Here is an 18443-nt window from a genome sequence, read left to right as displayed (position 1 = left end):
CAGCCCCTATTCCCCCCTCCCCTTCAGGGGAGGGGCAGCGAGACTTGCGAGCTTGCTCGCTAGTCGCAGCGGGGTGGGCAATCCGCATCTCCTTCATCACCGCCCCTGCAATATCTGCCCCAGCAGCACCCGCAGCGCCGGCGTCACCGCCGCCAGCCCCCCGGCCACCACCGCTTCGCCGACCGCCTCGCGCGTCAGCGCCTCGGGCCGCTCGGCCAGGCAATGCCAGAACAGCGCCGCCAGCTCGCTCAGCGTCAGCCCGCCATCGGCCGCGCGCTCGACCAGCGCGAACAACGGCCCCAGTTCCGCCTCCGCCGCGACCAGCGCGGCAAAGCTCGGCCGCAGCACATGCGCCCGCCCGCCGATCCGCAATTCCGCCTCGCCGCGCAGCGGATTCGCCGCCGCGCTCACAGGCTCACCACCGGCCCGCTCGATTCCAGGCTCAGCACATATTGGCGCTCGCCGTTGTAATCGCCGCTGTAATCGAGGCGCGTCACCAGAAAGCGCCCTTCCATCCGCTCGCCGCTCTCGAAGCTCAGCCGGTAATCGTCGATCGTCCCCGCCAGCGCATGGCCGCGCACCTGCACCTCGGCATCGGACCCGGTGAAGATTCCCGCCGCGTTCACCGACACCGACCGCACGCCGGCGCCCGACAGCAGTTCGCGCCAGCCGCCCGACTCCTTGGTCGTGACGTTCACCGCCTCGCCGTTCACCGACACCATCGTCGTGCGCAGCCCGGCGACGGTGCGATAGGCGGGCGGCGCGGCGCCATCGCCGATCTTGAGCAGAAAAGCGCTCCCATTTTCGATTGCCATGGTCTATTCTCCTTGCGCAAAATCATCTGCAAACGGGGAGTCGCAGGATGCTCATCGCCAGCTTGCTCTTGGCTGCCGCAGCGCCGTCGCCAATGGCCACGGCCGCCGACACGCGCGAAGCTTTCGCCAAATGCCTCCGCGCCGATCTCAAAAAGTCGCTCGAAGCGAAAAAGACCGCCGCGGATTACGAGGCCGCGATCAAGACGGTCTGCCAGGCCGAGCGCGAGGCCTTTCGCAAGGCCGTGATCGTGCTCGACAAATCGGGCGGCGACTCGGATGCCGACGCCACCGAGGACGCCGACATGCAGGTCGAGGATTATCACGCGAACTTCATCGAGAAATTCGTCGACTACAGCGAATCGGGTACCCTGCCCGCCGAGTGAGCCGGCGCCGGTCCGGGTTCACGCTCTCTCCCCTTCAGGGGAGAGATAAACAGGCTTGCGAGCTTGCCCGCCAGGCGGCCTGGACAAATTCGATTGACCGATATTCGCTGTAACCCGATGGAAAACGGGCCGTCCGGCTTCGACCGGTTGCGGCCATCCAGTCATCGTCACCCCGGACTTGATCGGCAATTATACCCTTGGCATCCGTAAGCCTCCTTACTTCGTCATTGCGAGCGGAGCGAAGCAATCCAGAGTGCGCGCAAACCGCTCTGGATTGCTTCGCTCCGCTCGCAATGACGGGATGACGGATGCGAAAGCGATAAGCGCCGACTTGATCCGGGGTCCCGCTGAAAATCAAAGCCAGTCGGTGCTCAAGAAGCGGGATCCCGGATCAAGTCCGGGATGACGAAGGTGGGGGTTGTCCGCTCCCCACCCCCTTCCCGCCATTTCGTCGCGTCCATCCCGTTCGTGCCGAGAGCGGGGCGGATGGCTGGGCGTGATCCCTCTCCCCTTCAGGGGAAAGGATAGGGAGGCTTGGCAGCTTGCTGCCTAGCCGAAGCTGGAGAGGGGGGCCTGCCGGACGCGCCCTCTCCCAACCCTCGCCCCGAAACCCCATCACCCCGCCAGACACCGGCAGCGCAATATCGTCTCGTGCCGCCAGCCGCCCTCGCGCCGAAAGCCGTGACGGCTCCGCATCACCCGCGCCCCGACGATCTCCCAGCCGTCGACCGTTCCCCGCAGCATCGCCGCGACGGCTTCGATCCGCACCGCCGCCTCGCCCGGCCCCGCGGGGTCGGTCCCGACCAGCCGCAGGCTCAGCCGCACCTCGCGCCCCGCCCGATCCTTGGTGCCCCAGTCGCGTCCCTCGACCGACCCGATCGCGACATAGGGCGGGCTCGCGCGCGGCGGCGTGCCGTCGAACACGCCATGCACCAATCCGGCCAGCGCCCTGTCGGCGGCGAGCAGCGCCAGCGTCCGCACGCGCACCGCCTGCTCGGCGCTCGTCATGCCGCGCCTCCCAGCCCGACCCGTCGCCACGGCTGCCACAGCGCAGCGACCGCCGCCGGCGGCGCGGCCCCCGCGCCGTCGCGCGCCTCGTGCAGATGCTGGACCAGCCGCACGATGCCCTGGCGGATCGCCTCGGGAATGGCATTGGATTCGGCCGCCAGCCCGGCGCGATAGCGGACGCGCAGGCGCCCCGCGATCCCCGCCGCCGCCGGCGCCAGCCGCGCCGTGCCGTCCTCCCCGACCGACAGCCGGTAATCGCTCGCGTCCAGCGCGGTCTCGCCGCCGGTCGCGGTCAACAGCGTCACCGCATCGATCCCGACCACCGGCCGGATGCCCAGCCGCGCGACCCCGGCGCGCAGCACCACCTCCTCTTCCGCCGCGCGGACGATCAACCACCGGCCGATGAAGGCCTCGCAGACATTGGTCGCGGCGCGGATCAGCCCGGCGATCACCGCATCGTCGACCGTCGCCTCCATCCGCAGCCAGCCACGCGCTTCGTTCAGGCTCACCGGGGTATCGCCCGGCACCATGGTCCCGTTCATCATCGTTCCTCCACCCGCAGGCTCATCGACCGCTCGTCGATCTGGCCGTCGCTCAGCGTCACGCGGTTGGTCACGCGATAGACGCGGCCGACGATGCCGCCGGTCAGCGCCGCGGTCGCGCAGAGCAGGTCGTGCGCCGTCGCCGCGACCGCGATGCCGCCCGCCTCGTCGGGCGCGACCGTCCAGTCGCTCTCGACGATCGCCTGCCCCGCGGGATAGGCGGCGCCCCAGTCGAATTCATAATCGATCCGCGTTCCCGGATCCTTGACCAGCATCGTCATCATCGCTCCTCGCTCTCATGGTTTGCGCACGACCTGGCGCGTCGCACGCTCGCCGGGCGGGCGGGCGGCGGTGCGCGCCAGCATCGGATCGGGGCCGCCCCAACTGCTCGGCAGGTCGCGGTGCGCCGGGCCGGCGATCGCCCGCGCCGACAGCGCCGCGCCGCCGATCACGCCGCCGCCTCCAGCGCCGCAAGCCGCGCCTCCTGCGCCGCGATCAGGAACAGCGCCAACTGGTCGGGCCGAATGCCGAACCGGTCGCCGGCGGCGCGGACCGGCCGATCCGCCGCGTCGCGTTCCTCCTCCCATCCGTCCCAGCACAGAAAGGCATAGCGGCTGTCGGGCGCCTGCCCCTCGGCGAGCGGCGCGATCAGCCCCTCCTCGGCCATGATCGCCCACACCGCCTGCGCGCGAACCCCGAAATGCCGGCGCGCGCCGTCCGCTCCCTTCGCCGCGATGGCGTCGTTCCAGCAGTAAAAGCCCAGTTCGCGGGCGATGCGCGCGGCGGCGGCCAGTTCGGCCGCGCTGGCCGCGCCCTGCCACGTCTTTTCGCGCCCGTCGGAGGTGTTGATGGCGCCGGTCGCGGCATAGACGACCGACCATCGGATGGCCCCCGATCCCAGCAGCGCGCCATTGTCCGTCCCCGCCCGCAGGATGCCTGCGGAAAAGGCGCCGATGTTCACGCCGTCGGCCGCGAAGCCGATCGCCGAACCGCTGTAGCGATAGAAGCCGAGCCCCGCGGCGCCGTTGAAGCCATAGGCCGGCGCATCGGCGCCCGATGCGCTGACGCGCATGCGCGTGGCGCTGCACTCGCCGCTGACGGTCAGGGGGGCATCGGGAAGGCTCGTGCCGATCCCGACATGGCCGCTCGCGGTCACCCGCAGCCGCTCGCTCCCCGCCGTCGCGATCGCCAGCGCATCGGCCGCGGGGCGATAGAGGCCGCTGTCGCCGTCCGCGGCAAAGGCCAGCGCCGGCGCGCCCGCGCTGCCGTCGGCCGCCGCCAGCGCGCCGTCCAGCGCATAGCGTCCCGACGCATCGCGCCGCACGGTGCGCGCCAGCGCCTCGTCGCGCATGGCGGCGGCCGCGTCGCTCGCGGCGAACCAGCCGGCCCCGACGGTCAGCGCGATGGTCTTCAGCCCCGGCGCGAAGTCGACGAAGGCGTTCCCCGCCGACGACGCCGCGACGCTGTCGCGCTGCAACCGGCCGTCGGCGTCGATCCGCCCGGTCCCCGCCTCCCACTGGTCGGGCTGCGCGACCCCGGCGATCGCATAGTGAAAGCCGGCGCCCGGCGGCACCGCGTCGGCAAAGCGACGGTGACCGGGCACCGCGCCGCTCGGCGTCAGCGGCCCGGACCCGCCCTCCTGGCACAGCTCGCGCACCAGGTCGGCGAAAAAGAGGGTCGGCATGGCAAGCCATCCTTTCCGGACAAATCCTGTTTCGGGAAAATCGCTAAGCGCCCGGCCGGCTCCGAAAGGGAGGGAACCAGGACCGGGCGCCGCATCGCACACCAGCCGCTTAGCTGGCGGCGAATTTCATCAGCTTGATGGCGTTCGAATCGACAATCGCGCCGCCCACCCGCTTGGTTGCATAGAAATGCACGAAGGGCTTGTTGCTGAACGGATCGCGCAGGATGCGCGTCTCGCCGCGATCGGCGATCAGGTAACCGGCGCGGAAATTGCCGAAGGCGATCGACAGGCTGTCGGCCGCGACATCGGGCATGTCCTCGGCCTCGACCACCGGATAACCGAGCAGCGTCGCCGCCTGCCCCTCGACCAGCCCCGGCTGCCACAGAAAGGCGCCGTCGCTGGTCTTGAACTTGCGGATGCGCGCCAGCGTGCCCGAGTTCATCACCCACGCCGCGCCCTGCCGGTACGGCGCGCGCAGGCTGTGGACCAGTTCGATCAGCCCGTCCTGCGGGCTCGCCGCCGCAAAGCCGCCCGCCGCGCCGCTCGCGACATATTGCAGCGTCCCGAAATCGCGCGCCGCATCGTCCTCGTCGGTCGCCGCATAGGACAGAAAGCCCTTGGGCCGGTTCGTTCCGTTGCCGCCGACGAAGGCCGTGCCCTCGGCGACCGCGAACTCGCGCGCGATCTCGTCGGCCAGCCAGTCCTCGACGTTGAACATCGCGTCGTCGAGCATCGCCTGGCTCGCCGCCGGATTGGCGTAGAGTTCGCCGGAGGGCGGCGCGATCTCGGCAAAGCTTCGCGTATCGGTCGCCGGGCGCGCCGCGGTCTCGCCGACCCAGCCCGCCTCGGTCGCCCCGGTCGCGATCAGCTTGCGATAGCCGCTCGTCCCCGTCTGCACGACGGTCGCGATGCCGCGGATCGGCGACAGCGATGTCAGCGTCGCCGCGATCGCCCCGTCGATCTCGCGCGGCACCGCATAGCCGCCCTCGCCGCCCGACGCCCCCGACAGGCTCTTCATCTCGACGCCCGCATCGATCCCGCGCCGCAGATAGCGTTCGACAAAGGCATCGCGCGCCGGGTCGGCCGCCTTCGCCCCGTCGAGCGGCAGCCGCGACGCCGCGACCGCCTGCGCGTCGACCTGGGCCTTCAGCGCCGCCACCGACGCCTTCAGCTCGTCGACCGCCTCCGCCGCCAGCACCGCATCGAACGCCCCCTCGAGCGCATCGGCCTTGATCTCCATATCGTCCATATCGTTCCCTCCAAAAAAAGAGGCTGCCAAAGGCAGCCTCGTCACGCTTCGAACATTGGCCCCATTCTAGGGAGCGGGGGTCCATCTCAGATTCGAAAAGTCGAACGCACCCGTCGAACAGACGATGGTCAGCGTCGGCGTCTCGCCCAAATTCAGCGGGACGCGCACCCCCTCGCCTCCTGCCGTCACCAGGACTTCGGACCTGCTCGAGACCTTGATCGAAAAGAGCGCGCTCTCGTCGAGCGCCAATAGCTTGCCCGCGCTCGCGCGTTCGTCGCCGTCGCGGGACGACCACAGATAGAGCCTTGCGACGCTGCTCCGGACGTCTTCGACGACCAGCCTGATTGCGAGGGAATCCCTTTTGTCCGACGCGACCAAGCGGATCTGGCCGCTCGGAAGCCATTTCTTGTCCTCCCCTTTCCTTGTCAGGGCGATCGACCCGCTGATCTCGAAATCATCCGGGTTCGCTGCGATATCCAGGGACGAAAATTTCGCGGCAGGTGCGCTGCAAGTAAAATCGGCGGAGGCTGCACGGGCCGCTGCCGGTGCGGCCAGCGTCGCGGCCGCCATGGAAAAGATCATCATGAAACGCATAGCCATCCCCCCTTTATCTGCTGCGCCATGCTGGCCGATCTCGTCATCGAGTCAATGGATTCCACCGCGATCACCCGCGCCGCCGGCTGCATCGGCACCGCGACCAGGCTCACCTCGGCCAGGTCGAGCGCCAGCAGCTCGCGCGGCCGCGCCCCGCGCGCCGCACGCACGCGGTATCCGAACGACAGCCCGGTCAGCGCCCCGCGCGCGACCAGTCCCGCCGCGGTCGGATGCGTGACCCGCGCGACGACGCGCAGCCCCCGCGCATCCTCCGCCAATGTCTCGATGACCCCCACCACCGCGCCGGGCCGGTGCTGCCACAACAGCGGCACTGCCCGCCGCGCGCGCAGGCTCGCCGCAAAGGCCCCGCCGCGCACCACATCGTCGCCCCGGTCGACCCGGTCGAACACCGCGGCATAGCCCGCGAACCTGATGCCCCCCTCCCCTTCAGGGGAGGGGTTGGGGGCGGGGTCCCGAGGCCTGACCCGGCCCCTCACCGCAGCAGCCCCGGCAGCCCCAGCTTCACCGCCAGCCCCAGCACGAGCAGCGCCAGCAGCGCGCGCACCGCCCAGTCGACCGCTGCCTGCCGCGCGCTGGTCTTGGCGTCGCGCCACGCGCCGAGCAATTGCCGCAGGTCGCCGATGTCGCCGCGCGCCGCCTCATCGGCCAGCCCCAGCCGCGCCAGCGCCCGCCGCGCCCCCAGCTCGCTCGCCTCCTCGACCACCGCGCGTAGCAGCGCCGCGTCGGGCGTCCCGGACGCCCCGGACGCACCCGTCCCCGCCAGCGCGACCAACCGCGCCAGCGCTTCATCCTCATCCATGTCGAATTCCTCGAAAAAATGTCGCACGAAGACACAAGGACACGAAGAGGTATCGCTCTCCCCCCTTTCCGTTCGCCCTGAGCTTGTCGAAGGGCCGTCCTTTCTTCCGCGTTGCGAAAAAGGACGGTGCTTCGACAAGCTCAGCACGAACGGAAGAGAGTCGTTCCTTCGTGTCCTTGCGTCTTCGCGCGAACCCAATCGGTTATACGACCCCCAGCAGCGCCTTCTTCTCCCCGGCGGTCAGCCAGTCGGCCCCCGACACCTCGCGCCACAGCGCCATCCGGTCCTCCGCCAGCGCCGGCACCTTATCCAGATCGACGCGCAGTTCCGCCGCGCCGAACCACCCGCTCAGCCCCTGCGCCAGCGCCCCCAATATCTTCGCGCACAGCGGCAGCACCGTCAGCCGCCACAGCGCGCGATTGGCCTCGCGATAATTGGCGTAGGTCGCATCCCCCGGCAGCCCGAGCAGCATCGGCGGCACCCCGAAGGCCATCGCGATCTCGCGCGCCGCGCTGTGCTTCAGCTCCAGGAAATCCATGTCCGCGGGCGACAGCGACAGCGCCTGCCACTTCAGCCCGCCCTCCAGCAGCAGCGGCCGCCCCGCATTGGTCCCGCCGGCAAAGCTCTCGGCCAGTTCCTCGCGCAGCCGGTCGACCTGTTCGGCCGACAGCGGCATGCCCTTGTCGCCCGGATCGTGGACCAGTGCCCCCGACGGCCGCGCCGCATTGTCCAGCAGCGCCGCATTCCACTTCGCCGCGGCATTATGCGCCGCGATCGCCCCCTCTGCCGCCGCCAGGCACCCGGCGCCATAATGATCGTCGAGCGGATGCAGCGCCTTCACATGCACGACCGCCGGCCGCCCCGCGCCGTCCTCGGCCGGCAGCACCGCCATGCGGCCGCCCGCCTTATAGCGATAGGCGACCGGCCAGCCGCGCCCATCGGCCTCGACCGTCACCCGCTCGGGCCGCAGCGCGAACAGCTCGGCGGGCGCCCCCGCCCCGTCGGTCAAGATCTGCACATAGCCGTTGCCGTGGAGCAGCAATTGCGACGCCAGCGTCTCGACCAGCCCCTGCCCGCCGGAGGTGGCCGCGACAAGCCGCAGCAACGCCGGATCGCCTGCCGTCAGCGGCGCCGCCCCCGCCGCCTCGGCGATCAGCCGCACGCTGCGCTGGACGATGGCATTGCCCAGATAGCCCGCGCGTACCTGCGCTTCCCACGACAGCGGCGCTGGCGCGCTCCAGCTCCCATGGACACGCGACAAAGCGGGCCGCGCCGGACTCGACGCGGCCTTGCGGCCAAACCAGTTCATGCTTGTCTCCTGAAATAATACCCCGCTCTCTCCCCTTCAGGGGAGAGATACGAAGGCTTGCGAGCTTGCTCGCTAGCCGAAGTTGAGAGGGGCCAGGGGCAGCGCATTCCTTCCCCCTCTCCCAACCCTCTCCCCTGAAGGGGAGAGGGCTTATGAGCTTCTTTCCTTCGCGCGAGTCTCAAACCCGCCGCACCCCCGGCTCCCGCCCCTTCCGCAACCCGTCCAGCAACGCCGCCAACGCCCACACGCAGGCATCGGCCCGGTCGGGCGAGCGCCCCGGCCCGGCATAGCCGCCGCCGACCTGCAACCCGCAAAGCTCGTCCTCCAGCGCCGCGAACACACCGGCGTGCACGACCTGCCCGCGCTCATAGGCGAGCGCGACCGGCTCGGCGCGCCGCGCCTTGCCGACGCTGGCGTGCACCGACACCACCGGCAGCGCGAGGTCGGCCTGCGCCAGCGTGCCCGCAACCATCTCGCCGCCCATATTGCTCTCGGCCACCACCCGCTCGGCGCCCCAGCGCGCCGCCGCCGCGGCGACCGCCTGCGCCCAGACGGCCGGCGGCGGATTGGCGACGCTCGCATCCTCGACCACCGCCAGCCGCCGGTCGCGCAGCAGCGCCGCGACGACGATCCCGCACGCATCGCCGGTGCTGGTCGCGGGCGGATCGACCCCGATCACCACGCGCACGGGTTTCCCGATTCCGTCGGCCGCGACCCGGCACCGCTCGACCAGCTCCCGCGTCCACAGCGCCCCCTCGACATCCTCCAGCATCTCGCCGTCGAGTTCCTGCCGCCCCAGCCGCGTTCCGCCATAGCTTTCCAGCATCGCGACGACGAAATCGCCCGGCAGCCACGGATTCTCGCGCGTCTTGCCAAAGGTCGCCGCGACCCCCGGCGCCGCCTTCACCCGCCGCATCGCCGCATTGGTGCGCGGCGTCGTCGTCACCACGACGCGCGGCCGCTCGCCGAGCCGCAGCCCCAGCATCAGATTGTCCCACGCCGCCTCGCCGCGCCGCCATTTCGCCAGCTCGTCGCACCAGGCGGCATGATGTTCGGGCCCGCGCAGTTCCTCGCCCGCCTCGGCCGAATAGAGCGTCGCGACCGCGCCGCTGGCAAAGACCAGCTCGCGCCGCCCGACCACCCATCGCGCCTCCTCGCCATGGCGCGCCACCGCCAGCAGCCCGCTCGGCCCCTCGATCATCACCCGCACCCCGTCGGCGTGCGTCGCTGCGACCAGCGCGATCCGCGCCTCGGGTATGTCGCGCGCGATCTGGCTCACCCATTCGGCCCCCGCGCGCGTCTTGCCGAACCCGCGCCCCGCCTGGATCAGCCAGACTCGCCAGTCGCCCGGCGGCTCGCGCTGTCCCTTATTCTCGAACCCGTACCAGCGCGTCGCAAGTTCGGCTTTCTGCCCATCGGTCAGCCCGCGGAGCACATATCGCAATTCCGCGGGCGTCAGCTCGCTCAAATCGCCGGTGATCGCAAAGGACGCCTCCCACAGCTCGGCCGCTCCCTTCGGCGCCCCACGACGGCTCATGCCGCTCCTTTCGGCGCGCGATCGGGCACCGGCGTCGCGGCCAACTCGCCGCCGTCGATCGCCGCGCGCCGCGCCCGCTGGCGCTTGACCATCGCGATCCGTTTCAGCAGCACCGCGTCGGTCTCTTCCTGCGTCGCGATGTGGCGCGCTGCCGGGGTCCGGCGCGCCGCCTGTCCTTCGCGCACGCTGCGCCGGTGCATATTGAGCAGGCCGATCGCCTGCTCGACCGTCATCTTCTCGACCGTCTCGGCGCGCTCCTCCGCCGCGTCGATTTCGAGCGCCCCCGCGACTTCCAGCGCGCGGCGAAGCAGCGCGGTCTCCAGCCGCTCGAACCCCAGTTCCAGCGCCTGCTGCCATGCCCGGGCGAATTGCGGATCGCGCTGGCGAAGCGCATAGGCGTAGCGATCCGGCGCCCCCGCCGCCCGATGCGCGCGCGTCACGTTGCAGCTATGCGCGAGTTCGGTCAGAAACGCCTCGCGCCGCGCTTTGGTCCAGCCCCGCTTGCTCGCCTTGCGCCGCTGCAACGGCCCGTTCGCAAAGGCCGAAATCTGATCCTCCTCACCGTCCGCCATCCCGCATCCCTCCAAAGGCAATCGGGCCGCACGCCCCACGGCGCCGGCCCGACTCGCAATTCGTCATGATGGAACCCATGTGCCACAACAGCGTTACGATGTCAATAGAAAATAACCTATATGGTTATCAAGCACCCTTCCTTTCGTCACCCCGGACTTGATCGGCGATTATCCTCGCACCATCCATAGTCCCATTCGTCATTGCGAGGAGCGGAGCGACGACGCAATCTCCAGCCATCGGCAAGGCGGGACGATAGCTGGAGATGGCTTCCCCCGGCTTTCGCCGGGGTTGCAATGACGCCATAGGGATGTCGCGGGGATAAGCGTCGACCTGACCCGGGGCGCCCGCTTCTCCCAACAAGGCCGCCCTCGCCCATCACGCCTTTACATCGCCACGCCGCCCTGCCAGACCGCCCGCACCGCTTTTTCGGGAGACCGCCTTTGCTCACCCTGTTCGGCTTGGACCGCAGTCGCGGGCCGGTGCGGACGCGTGCGAGCGCGGCCCGGCGCCGACACCCCGCGAAATGACCGACCGCAGCGCGCGCCCGTGCGCCGCTGCCCGCATTTCGAAAGTCACCCATGATATTGGAAACCACCGAAGACGATTATGCCGCCCTGCTGCGCGGCCAGGCCCCGCGCGGGCTGCTTTGGCTCGACCCGCCGGTCGCGCCGCCCGACATCCTCGCGATGCTCGCCGATGTCGCGGCGGGCGTGCGCGCGCATTTCGCGCCCGCCTCCTGGCTGATCGCCGCCGAGGGCGAACTCGTCGGGCTCTGCTCGATCACCCGCCCGCCGGCGGATGGCGCGGTCGACCTCGGCTATGGCATCGCGCCCGGCCGGCAGGGCCGCGGCCATATGCGGGCCGCGCTCCGGGCGATCGCCGCCTGGGCCGATGCCCGTCCCGACGTCGCGGCGCTCACCGCCGAGACCGCCGAGCAGAACATCGCCTCGCAGCGCGTGCTCGCACGCGCCGGCTTCGCGCGCGTCGGCACCCGCGTCGACGCGGAGGACGGACCGCTGATCCGCTGGCGCTACGCCGCCGGCTGACCGGCCGCGCCGGGGCGAGCCGCGCGCCCGCCCCGGCGCCCCACCGTCCGCTTGCCCGCCGCCCCCCGCGCGATTACACCCGCCGGCATGAGCGACGATGCGAAGATCTTCATCAGCGCCGACGAGCTGCTCGCCGATTCGCTGCGGCTCGGGCGGCAGGTGCTCGACAGCGGCTTCGCGCCGACCCATCTCGTCGGCATCTGGCGCGGCGGCGCGCCGGTCGGCATCGCGGTGCAGGAACTGCTCGACTATCACGGCGTCCGCTGCGACCATATCGCGATCCGTACCTCCTCCTATCACGGCATCGACCGCGCCGATCCCCAGGTAAAGGTGTTCGCGCTCGGCTATCTGATCGACACGCTCGGCCCCGACGACCGCCTGCTCCTCATCGACGACGTGTTCGATTCGGGCCGCAGCATCCGCGCCTTCCTCGCCGAGTTGAAGGCGCGCTGCCGCTACAACATGCCGCGCGACATCCGCATCGCGACCGTCTGGTACAAGCCGGGGCGCAACGTCACCGACCTCGCCCCCCATTTCCACGTCCACCAAACCGACCGCTGGCTGATCTTCCCGCACGAGATAGACGGGCTGACGGTCGACGAGATCCGCCGCCACAAGCCCGAGGCGGCGATCATCCTCGGCGAGGACGCGGGGGTGCCCGCCGATGGCTGACGGCTTCGCCTCGCGCGACGAGCGCGCCGCCTTCATCGCCGGCCTGCCCAAGGCCGAGCTTCACCTGCATATCGAGGGTTCGCTCGAACCCGAATTGATGTTCGCGCTCGCGCAGCGCAACGCCGTCGCCATCCCCTTCGCCAGCGTCGAGGACGTGCGCGCCGCCTACGCCTTCTCGAACCTCCAGGATTTCCTCGACATCTATTATCAGGGCATGGGCGTCCTCATCGCAGAGCAGGACTTTTACGACCTCACCGCCGCCTATCTCGCCCGCGCCCGCGCCGACAATGTCCGCCATGTCGAGATATTCTTCGATCCGCAGGGCCACACGGCGCGCGGCGTCGCCTTCGACACGGTGATCGCCGGGATCGCCCGCGCACTCGACGAGGCCCGCGACCGCCACGGCCTGACCTCCCGGCTGATCCTCTGTTTCCTCCGCCACCTCAGCGAGGCGGAGGCAGAGGCGACGCTCGACGCGGCCCTGCCGTGGCTGGGTCGCATCGCCGGGGTCGGCCTCGATTCGTCGGAGGTCGGCCATCCGCCGTCGAAGTTCGAACGCGTCTTCGCCCGCGCCCGCGATCTCGGGCTGAAATGCGTCGCCCACGCCGGCGAGGAGGGCCCGCCCGCCTACGTCCGCGAGGCGCTCGACCTCCTGCGCGTCGACCGCATCGACCACGGCAACCGCAGCCTCGAGGACGCGGCGCTCGTCCGCCGCCTCACCGATGCGGCGATGTGCCTGACCGTCTGCCCGCTCTCGAACGTCCGGCTGTGCGTGGTGGACGACATCGCGGCGCATCCGCTCCGCACCATGCTCGATGCGGGGCTTTGCGCGACGGTCAATTCCGACGACCCCGCCTATTTCGGCGGCTATGTGAACGCCAATTACCAGGCGGTCGCCGATGCGCTCGACCTGTCGCGGGCCGAACTGGTCGCGCTCGCGCGCAACAGCTTCACCGGCTCCTTCCTCGATGCCGACGGCCAGGCGCGCCATCTGGCGGAGATTTCCGCCTACGCCTGACGGCGCGCCCTGCCCCAGTGCGGCTCCCTAGAATTTACCCCGCACCGAAAAGGCGAAGATCGGCCCGATCAGCCGGTCGCGGCTCTCGGTAAAGGCGACGGGGCTCGCGCCGCGCAGCCCTTCATAGACCACGCGCTCGCGCCGCGAGCGCGCATTGATCGCATTGGCCATCTCCGCTCGCACGGTCAGCCCCATCACATCCTTGTTCTCGACGAAGATCGACGCGAAAACGGGTCCTTCCCAAGTCCGGTTCGCCTCGTTCCGGCGATAATTGGGCTGATAATGGCCATAGCTGGCGGTCGCGCCCCACGCCCAGTCGCCGCCGGGGATGTCGTGGCGCAGCGAAAAGTCAGCCGACCGGTCCTGAAAGCCGCTCCACTGGCGCTTGTCGCCGGTAAAGGGATCGCGCAACCGCGAGGTTTCCAGATCGACGCTGGCTTCGATCTTGACCCCTTTCAGCCCCGCCGGGTCGAGGTTGATCGTCGCCGACCACACGACCGCCGCCGCCCAGGCGCTGGGAATATTGCCAACCGACTCGCCGCCGTCGACCGGCACCACATCGACGAAATCCTCCGCGTCCACATAAACGAACTGAATCTTCGTCGATCCCCATTTCCCGAGCGACTGGTTCGCCTCCAGCTCATAGCGCCAGTTCTGCTGCGGGCGCAGGTCGGCATTGCCGGCATTGCTGTTGTCGTCGTTCAGGAAGGCGCGCGCGAGGAAGTCGTAGAAGTCGAGCTGCTCGACCTGCCGCTGGACCTTCAGCGACAGGTCGAGGCCCGCCGCGGGCGTCCAGGCGAGCGTCAGCGATCCCTTGGGGCGAAAGAAACTACGCTCCAGCCCGTCCGCGCCGCTCTGCGCCAGTGTCGAATGTTCGGCGCCCGCGACGAGCTGAAAGGACAGCTTGTCGGTCAGCTTGCGCCCAAAGCTGAGCAGCGCCTCGTAGCGATCCTCCTTCACCCCGCCCGTCCCTTCGGGATAGGGAATCTCGACGAAATCGTCCGATGCGGGGTCGAGCGTGTAGAGCCGCGCGACATTATCCAGCGTGTTGAACGCCGCTTCCGCCGACAATTGCCAGTCGCCGCCGAACATCTTCCACTGATATTCGCCGCGCCCGATCGTCTCGCCGACGTCGCCGGTCTGGGTGAAGCGGTCGCCGGTCGCCGCCGACCCGTCCGCGGGGCGCAGCACCACCTCCTGCGACACCGGCTCGTGGCTGAAGCGGCGCAGGCCGATCAGCTTGAGCTTTCCGGGACCCGCCCCGAACTGATAGTCGCCGCTCAGCTCATAGTTCCAGGTCGTCTCGGTCTCGCGCACCGTGCGCAGGCGATCGGGCAGGCCGGGCGACATCCAGACGCCATCTTCGTCATAGCGGTACCAGCGGCGCTGATAATGCGCGCCCAGATGCGCGATGCTGTCGCCCGCGGGGTCCCAGGTCAGCTTCGCCGACAGCTTGGGCGTATCATAATGGGTGTTCCATATATCCTTGCGCCGCTCGACGATCGCACCGCTGCCGTCGCGGATCAGCGTCGGCCCGCCGGCACCGCTGCGCGAGCTGTTATCGTTGTTGAGGCCCAGCTCATATTCGACGTCGCCCCCTCGCCCGCGCACTGAAATGTCGGCGCGGGTGAAGAGCGGATCGGTGTAATGCGGCCGGAATTCGGGCTTCCACGAAAATTGGCCGGAGAAACCGTCGGCACGGAACACGATGTTCGCGACCTGCCCCGACAGGCCGGGGATATCGAGGCTCGCGCCGTCGACGATCTCGATCCGCTCGACATCGGCGGCCGAAATGCGGGTCAACTGGGTGACGATCGTGTCCGACTTGGTCGATGGCCGCGCGCCGTTGAACAGCACATTGCCCGTCGCCTGGCCCAGCCCGCGCACCCTGTCATTCTCGCGGATCGAGAAGCCGGGCACCTGATTCAGCATGTCGAGGGCGGTCTTGGGCGCGTAGCGCGTGAAGTCGGCCGGGGTATAGACCGTCCCGGCAAGCGCCTGGCCCAGGGCGACCGCGGGGTCCGCGACCGGCGGGGGCGCTTCGCCGCTCGCCGGCGCCTCCTGCGCACAGGCGGACTGGACCCACAGGACGGCGGCGATCGCGAACAGGCTGCCGGCGAATCTCACCGCTTCGCCCCCGCCGCCGCATTCATCCGCCGCGCATAGTCGCCGGTCACGCCCAGCGCCTTCATCCCGACGATATCCTCGGCATCGAGATCGGCATAGCCGGCGTCGGCCAGCTCGCGCACATAGGCGCCGTCGACCCCCAGCGCGCGGCATGCGATCACGTCGTCGATCGATTCGAGCTTCAGGGCACCGCCGCGCAGTTCGCGAACATAGGCGGGCGATATCTTCAGCGCCGCCGCCGCGATCAGATCGTCCGAATCCTCCGGGCGCAGACCCGCGTCGGTCAGCCCGTCGGCCAACGCGAGCGTCGCATCGACCATCAGCATGGCGAGCAGGTCGCGCGGACCGTCGGGCGCCAGCCCGCGCGCCGCCAGTTGCCCCTCGAAACCGGGATCGCCGGTAAAGCGGCAATCGCCCTTGCCTTCATAACGCCGCGTCAGCCGCCCGTCGCAATCGAGCCTCCCCGCCGCGTGCGCGATCCGGAACGCCACCGGCCCCTTGCCCTCGCCCAGTGCCCGCAGCGCCCCCGCCATCTCGGGCCGCGAGCCGTCGAGCGCGAAGTCGCTGCTCGACGCCTCGCTGCGCACCCGCAACCGCGGTTCATCCCCTCGCTTGCCGTCGGGGGGCAGGATATCCCAGCGGATATCGGTCAGCACCGGCGGCTGGCCGGGCGCCTGCATCGGCGCGGCAGAGGCCAGCGCGGACAGGGTCGCAAGGCCGGCGGCAACAATCATCGCTTTCATGGCACGTCTCCTCCGGGCCGCGGAGCAGGGCGAGCGCCATCGCTCGCCGGCGCGCGGCGTTTCGAAATCCTCGGTCTTCGGTTTGGATGGGCCGTCCGGTTCAGGCCGGACGGCCCGGCGTCACATCAGTCTTCGGGCGGCACCGGCGGCGCGGGCGGCCGCGGCGCGGCAACCCGGATCGTCGATCCGTCGGGGCCGTGCATATCGACAACCGCGACGCCGTCCTTGCTGACGGACACCGACGATGCGCTCGTCGCGACGCTCATCGCGTTCGACACGATCCGGGGCACATCGATCCCGCCGTCCAGCGCGCGATGCTCGATCGCATCGTCAGGGCTCGCCAGCGGCACCCCGGACCGCCGCATCTTGCGGACATAGGCGGCGTCGACGCCCAGCGCCCGCATCCCCGACAGGTCGTCGATCGTCAGCCGGGGAAACAGCGCCTTCATCTCGCGGGCATAGCCGACGTCGATCCCCAGCGCCGAGGCTCCGATCAGGTCGTCACCGTCGGCGTTCGGAAAGACCGCGCGCATCCGCTTCAGATAGGCGGGGCTGGCGCCGACGGCCTTGCCCGCGATCAGGTCGTCGGGATCGATGCTCCCGCCGCCCGCCCGCGCTTCGCGCACATCCTCGGGGGTCACGCCCATCGCCTTCATGCCGATCAGATCGTCGGGCGCGATCGGCTTGCGCGCGGGGATCATGTCCTCCCCGGCCTCGGCCGCAACCGCACGCGGCGCCGCGACCTTGCTCTTCGCGGGCATCGCCTCGGCCTCACGCGGCGCCGCGGTCGCCGAGAAGGCGGCGAGCGGCAGCGTCACGCCTGCCAGAAAGGCAAGTCCCACCGCGATCCAGCCCGGCCCCGCCGGCCCGCGCCGCGCCCGCGCGTCGAGCACGCGGGTGATCCGGCGCTTCAGGCTGTTCCGGCCCGGCGCGACGCCATGCGCGGCGAGCAGCACCGCCTTGTTGTCGTGGCGCGCCGCGCCGACCAGCAGCGTCGCATAATCGGGCCCGTCGATATCGGCGAGCAGCACCGCATCGTCGGCCGCTTCCTCGCGAAGCTGGTGGCTTTCCCTCGCGAGCATCCACACCAGCGGATTGAACCAGAAGAGCGCGCAGGCCAGCCGCGCCGCGAGCAGCTTGGCCCAGTCGAGCCGCGCGACATGCGCCAGTTCGTGCGCGATGATCGCCTCGGCCTCGCCGACCGCCGCGACCGCGTGCGGGCTCAGCACGATCGTCGGGCGCAGCACGCCCCAGCTTATCGGCGAGCGCAATTCCTCGCTCACCAGCAGCGCGGTGCCATGCTTGAACCCCATGCGCCGCTGCGCCTCGGCCAGCGCCGACAGCCACGACGGCTGCACCAGCACGTCGGCGCGGCCGCGCATCGCGAACAGCCGCACCACCGCGACCAGCATGATCAGGAAAAGCAGCGCGAGCGGCAGCGCATAGACCCAGACCGCCAGCTCGGCGGCGGACGGCCACGACGCCGGCAGCGGCGACGATGCCGCCGCCACGGCCGGGACTGAAGCCGTGGCGGCGGGCAGCGCGACCGCCACCGGCGTGCCCCCTCCGTGTGGGATGACGGCGGGCGCGGCCGCCGGCTCGGCGAACCAGCTCGCCGGCAGCGGCGCCCATTGCGGCAGCAGCAAGCTGGCCAGCGGCAGCGCGAGCAGCGCCGCCAGTCCGACATGCGCGATCAGCGAGCGCTCGGCCGCCGAGCGCCGCTTCAACAGGCGCAGCAGCAACAGCGACAGGCCGGCGATCGCGGCCGATTTCCAGGCGAGACCGATCAGGGTCGCGGCGGTGATCGTCATTTCGTCCTCCCGTCGCGCGCCTGCGCGATCAGTTGCTCCAGTTCGGCCAGCTCGCCGTCGCTCATCTTGTCCTGCATCCCCAGCAGCGCCGCGGCGGCGCTCGTCGGCGACCCGTTGAAAAAGACGCGCACGACCTGGCTCAGCGCCGACTTGCTCGCCGTCTTCTCCTCGACGCTCGGCGCATAAAGAAAGCCGCGCTCCGACGCGGTGCGCGCGACGAAGCCCTTGGCCTCCAGTCGCTTGAGCATCGCGCGGATCGCCGACCCGGTCAGCGCGTCGCTCAGCGCCGCCCCGATCTCGGACACCGTGGAGGCGCCCCTTTCATACAAGATGTCGACGATTTCGCGTTCCCGCGGCGGCAGACTGGACAGCATCGAATCACCTTTCGCGCTACATTTGTAGCCTAGCTACATTTGTAGCGCATCCATGGCAAGCGCTTTATTTCCCTAACACGGTCCGCCCGCTCGAAGCGAGGTGGGCCGGCAGCTATCCCGCCACCCTCGACTTGATCC

Annotated in this window: 22 protein-coding genes; 4 read left to right on the top strand and 18 right to left on the bottom strand. The window is 70.1% G+C overall.

Annotated elements, in window-relative coordinates; translation table 11 throughout:
- Positions 1 to 96: 96 nt before the first annotated feature.
- Together FHR21_RS03750 and FHR21_RS03745 are read right to left on the bottom strand one after the other, a co-directional pair.
- Positions 97 to 411: a GTA-gp10 family protein gene (locus tag FHR21_RS03750; RefSeq protein WP_184095390.1), complete on the bottom strand. Its 315-nt coding sequence runs from the start codon at positions 409 to 411 to the stop codon at positions 97 to 99.
- Positions 408 to 815, bottom strand: coding sequence for a phage major tail protein, TP901-1 family (locus FHR21_RS03745; protein WP_184095388.1), 408 nt, complete (start codon positions 813 to 815; stop codon positions 408 to 410). Before FHR21_RS03745 ends, FHR21_RS03750 begins: the two co-directional genes overlap by 4 nt.
- A gap of 92 nt (positions 816 to 907) precedes the next feature.
- On the opposite strand from FHR21_RS03745, the gene FHR21_RS03740 reads away from it, so the two are divergent.
- Complete coding sequence (locus FHR21_RS03740) at positions 908 to 1198, top strand: hypothetical protein (protein WP_246427009.1); 291 nt, start codon at positions 908 to 910, stop codon at positions 1196 to 1198.
- Between the two features lie 615 nt (positions 1199 to 1813).
- On the opposite strand, the gene FHR21_RS03735 is transcribed toward FHR21_RS03740, so the two are convergent.
- The 12 genes from FHR21_RS03735 to FHR21_RS03680 all read right to left on the bottom strand — a co-directional run bounded on the left by FHR21_RS03735 (position 1814) and on the right by FHR21_RS03680 (position 10513).
- The gene (locus tag FHR21_RS03735) at positions 1814 to 2206 is read right to left on the bottom strand and encodes a DUF3168 domain-containing protein (protein WP_184095384.1); all 393 of its coding nucleotides are present in this window, start codon (positions 2204 to 2206) and stop codon (positions 1814 to 1816) included.
- Positions 2203 to 2748: a head-tail connector protein gene (locus FHR21_RS03730; RefSeq protein ID WP_184095382.1), complete on the bottom strand. Its 546-nt coding sequence runs from the start codon at positions 2746 to 2748 to the stop codon at positions 2203 to 2205. Before FHR21_RS03730 ends, FHR21_RS03735 begins: the two co-directional genes overlap by 4 nt.
- Positions 2748 to 3029, bottom strand: coding sequence for a phage fiber-tail adaptor protein (locus FHR21_RS03725; RefSeq protein WP_184095380.1), 282 nt, complete (start codon positions 3027 to 3029; stop codon positions 2748 to 2750). The genes FHR21_RS03730 and FHR21_RS03725 overlap by 1 nt, the downstream gene beginning before the upstream one ends.
- A 15-nt stretch (positions 3030 to 3044) precedes the next feature.
- Positions 3045 to 3200, bottom strand: coding sequence for a hypothetical protein (locus tag FHR21_RS03720; protein ID WP_184095378.1), 156 nt, complete (start codon positions 3198 to 3200; stop codon positions 3045 to 3047).
- Positions 3197 to 4432 (bottom strand): tail fiber domain-containing protein, encoded by a 1236-nt coding sequence (locus FHR21_RS03715; RefSeq protein ID WP_184095376.1) that lies wholly within the window; start codon positions 4430 to 4432, stop codon positions 3197 to 3199. Before FHR21_RS03715 ends, FHR21_RS03720 begins: the two co-directional genes overlap by 4 nt.
- Before the next feature lie 109 nt (positions 4433 to 4541).
- Positions 4542 to 5681: a phage major capsid protein gene (locus FHR21_RS03710; protein ID WP_184095374.1), complete on the bottom strand. Its 1140-nt coding sequence runs from the start codon at positions 5679 to 5681 to the stop codon at positions 4542 to 4544.
- Between the two features lie 66 nt (positions 5682 to 5747).
- On the bottom strand, positions 5748 to 6275 hold the full coding sequence (locus FHR21_RS03705) for a hypothetical protein (RefSeq protein WP_184095372.1): 528 nt from the start codon (positions 6273 to 6275) through the stop codon (positions 5748 to 5750).
- Positions 6263 to 6772, bottom strand: a complete 510-nt coding sequence (locus FHR21_RS03700; protein ID WP_420825264.1) for an HK97 family phage prohead protease — start codon at positions 6770 to 6772, stop codon at positions 6263 to 6265. The genes FHR21_RS03705 and FHR21_RS03700 overlap by 13 nt, the downstream gene beginning before the upstream one ends.
- A complete protein-coding gene (locus FHR21_RS03695) occupies positions 6769 to 7095 on the bottom strand; it encodes a DUF6127 family protein (protein ID WP_184095370.1) in 327 nt (108 codons plus the stop codon). Before FHR21_RS03695 ends, FHR21_RS03700 begins: the two co-directional genes overlap by 4 nt.
- A gap of 202 nt (positions 7096 to 7297) precedes the next feature.
- On the bottom strand, positions 7298 to 8404 hold the full coding sequence (locus FHR21_RS03690) for a phage portal protein (RefSeq protein WP_184095368.1): 1107 nt from the start codon (positions 8402 to 8404) through the stop codon (positions 7298 to 7300).
- Positions 8405 to 8582: 178 nt separating this feature from the next.
- Complete coding sequence (locus FHR21_RS03685; protein WP_184095366.1) at positions 8583 to 9941, bottom strand: phage terminase large subunit family protein; 1359 nt, start codon at positions 9939 to 9941, stop codon at positions 8583 to 8585.
- Positions 9938 to 10513: a hypothetical protein gene (locus FHR21_RS03680; RefSeq protein WP_184095364.1), complete on the bottom strand. Its 576-nt coding sequence runs from the start codon at positions 10511 to 10513 to the stop codon at positions 9938 to 9940. Before FHR21_RS03680 ends, FHR21_RS03685 begins: the two co-directional genes overlap by 4 nt.
- A 585-nt stretch (positions 10514 to 11098) precedes the next feature.
- Here FHR21_RS03680 and FHR21_RS03675 point away from each other — a divergent pair.
- From FHR21_RS03675 to FHR21_RS03665, 3 genes are all read left to right on the top strand, one after another.
- Complete coding sequence (locus FHR21_RS03675) at positions 11099 to 11560, top strand: GNAT family N-acetyltransferase (protein WP_221234965.1); 462 nt, start codon at positions 11099 to 11101, stop codon at positions 11558 to 11560.
- A gap of 87 nt (positions 11561 to 11647) precedes the next feature.
- Positions 11648 to 12232: a phosphoribosyltransferase gene (locus tag FHR21_RS03670; RefSeq protein ID WP_184095361.1), complete on the top strand. Its 585-nt coding sequence runs from the start codon at positions 11648 to 11650 to the stop codon at positions 12230 to 12232.
- Complete coding sequence (locus FHR21_RS03665; RefSeq protein ID WP_184095359.1) at positions 12225 to 13250, top strand: adenosine deaminase; 1026 nt, start codon at positions 12225 to 12227, stop codon at positions 13248 to 13250. Before FHR21_RS03670 ends, FHR21_RS03665 begins: the two co-directional genes overlap by 8 nt.
- Before the next feature lie 27 nt (positions 13251 to 13277).
- On the opposite strand, the gene FHR21_RS03660 is transcribed toward FHR21_RS03665, so the two are convergent.
- The 4 genes from FHR21_RS03660 to FHR21_RS03650 form a co-directional block, all read right to left on the bottom strand.
- On the bottom strand, positions 13278 to 15377 hold the full coding sequence (locus FHR21_RS03660) for a TonB-dependent receptor plug domain-containing protein (protein ID WP_338113044.1): 2100 nt from the start codon (positions 15375 to 15377) through the stop codon (positions 13278 to 13280).
- Entirely contained in the window at positions 15374 to 16120 is a 747-nt protein-coding gene (locus FHR21_RS20785; RefSeq protein WP_246427008.1) for a hypothetical protein, read from the bottom strand. Before FHR21_RS20785 ends, FHR21_RS03660 begins: the two co-directional genes overlap by 4 nt.
- 125 nt (positions 16121 to 16245) lie before the next feature.
- A complete protein-coding gene (locus FHR21_RS03655) occupies positions 16246 to 17931 on the bottom strand; it encodes a M56 family metallopeptidase (protein WP_184095355.1) in 1686 nt (561 codons plus the stop codon).
- Positions 17928 to 18305, bottom strand: coding sequence for a BlaI/MecI/CopY family transcriptional regulator (locus FHR21_RS03650; protein ID WP_184095353.1), 378 nt, complete (start codon positions 18303 to 18305; stop codon positions 17928 to 17930). Before FHR21_RS03650 ends, FHR21_RS03655 begins: the two co-directional genes overlap by 4 nt.
- Positions 18306 to 18443 lie beyond the last annotated feature (138 nt).

Origin of the sequence: Sphingopyxis panaciterrulae (assembly GCF_014199295.1) — a bacterium.
In the GTDB taxonomy this organism is placed as follows: Bacteria; Pseudomonadota; Alphaproteobacteria; order Sphingomonadales; family Sphingomonadaceae; genus Sphingopyxis; species Sphingopyxis panaciterrulae.
This window is presented reverse-complemented; position numbering and strand designations above follow the sequence as displayed.

Bases quoted from the DNA above. Each gene is read 5' to 3' on its own strand.
- FHR21_RS03745 (WP_184095388.1), bottom strand. From the start codon at position 815: ATGGCAATCGAAAATGGGAGCGCTTTTCTGCTCAAGATCGGCGATGGC.
- FHR21_RS03740 (WP_246427009.1), top strand. From the start codon at position 908: ATGGCCACGGCCGCCGACACGCGCGAAGCTTTCGCCAAATGCCTCCGC.
- FHR21_RS03735 (WP_184095384.1), bottom strand. From the start codon at position 2,206: ATGACGAGCGCCGAGCAGGCGGTGCGCGTGCGGACGCTGGCGCTGCTC.
- FHR21_RS03730 (WP_184095382.1), bottom strand. From the start codon at position 2,748: ATGAACGGGACCATGGTGCCGGGCGATACCCCGGTGAGCCTGAACGAA.
- FHR21_RS03725 (WP_184095380.1), bottom strand. From the start codon at position 3,029: ATGACGATGCTGGTCAAGGATCCGGGAACGCGGATCGATTATGAATTC.
- FHR21_RS03715 (WP_184095376.1), bottom strand. From the start codon at position 4,432: ATGCCGACCCTCTTTTTCGCCGACCTGGTGCGCGAGCTGTGCCAGGAG.
- FHR21_RS03710 (WP_184095374.1), bottom strand. From the start codon at position 5,681: ATGGACGATATGGAGATCAAGGCCGATGCGCTCGAGGGGGCGTTCGAT.
- FHR21_RS03705 (WP_184095372.1), bottom strand. From the start codon at position 6,275: ATGCGTTTCATGATGATCTTTTCCATGGCGGCCGCGACGCTGGCCGCA.
- FHR21_RS03695 (WP_184095370.1), bottom strand. From the start codon at position 7,095: ATGGATGAGGATGAAGCGCTGGCGCGGTTGGTCGCGCTGGCGGGGACG.
- FHR21_RS03690 (WP_184095368.1), bottom strand. From the start codon at position 8,404: ATGAACTGGTTTGGCCGCAAGGCCGCGTCGAGTCCGGCGCGGCCCGCT.
- FHR21_RS03685 (WP_184095366.1), bottom strand. From the start codon at position 9,941: ATGAGCCGTCGTGGGGCGCCGAAGGGAGCGGCCGAGCTGTGGGAGGCG.
- FHR21_RS03680 (WP_184095364.1), bottom strand. From the start codon at position 10,513: ATGGCGGACGGTGAGGAGGATCAGATTTCGGCCTTTGCGAACGGGCCG.
- FHR21_RS03670 (WP_184095361.1), top strand. From the start codon at position 11,648: ATGAGCGACGATGCGAAGATCTTCATCAGCGCCGACGAGCTGCTCGCC.
- FHR21_RS03665 (WP_184095359.1), top strand. From the start codon at position 12,225: ATGGCTGACGGCTTCGCCTCGCGCGACGAGCGCGCCGCCTTCATCGCC.
- FHR21_RS20785 (WP_246427008.1), bottom strand. From the start codon at position 16,120: ATGAAAGCGATGATTGTTGCCGCCGGCCTTGCGACCCTGTCCGCGCTG.
- FHR21_RS03655 (WP_184095355.1), bottom strand. From the start codon at position 17,931: ATGACGATCACCGCCGCGACCCTGATCGGTCTCGCCTGGAAATCGGCC.
- FHR21_RS03650 (WP_184095353.1), bottom strand. From the start codon at position 18,305: ATGCTGTCCAGTCTGCCGCCGCGGGAACGCGAAATCGTCGACATCTTG.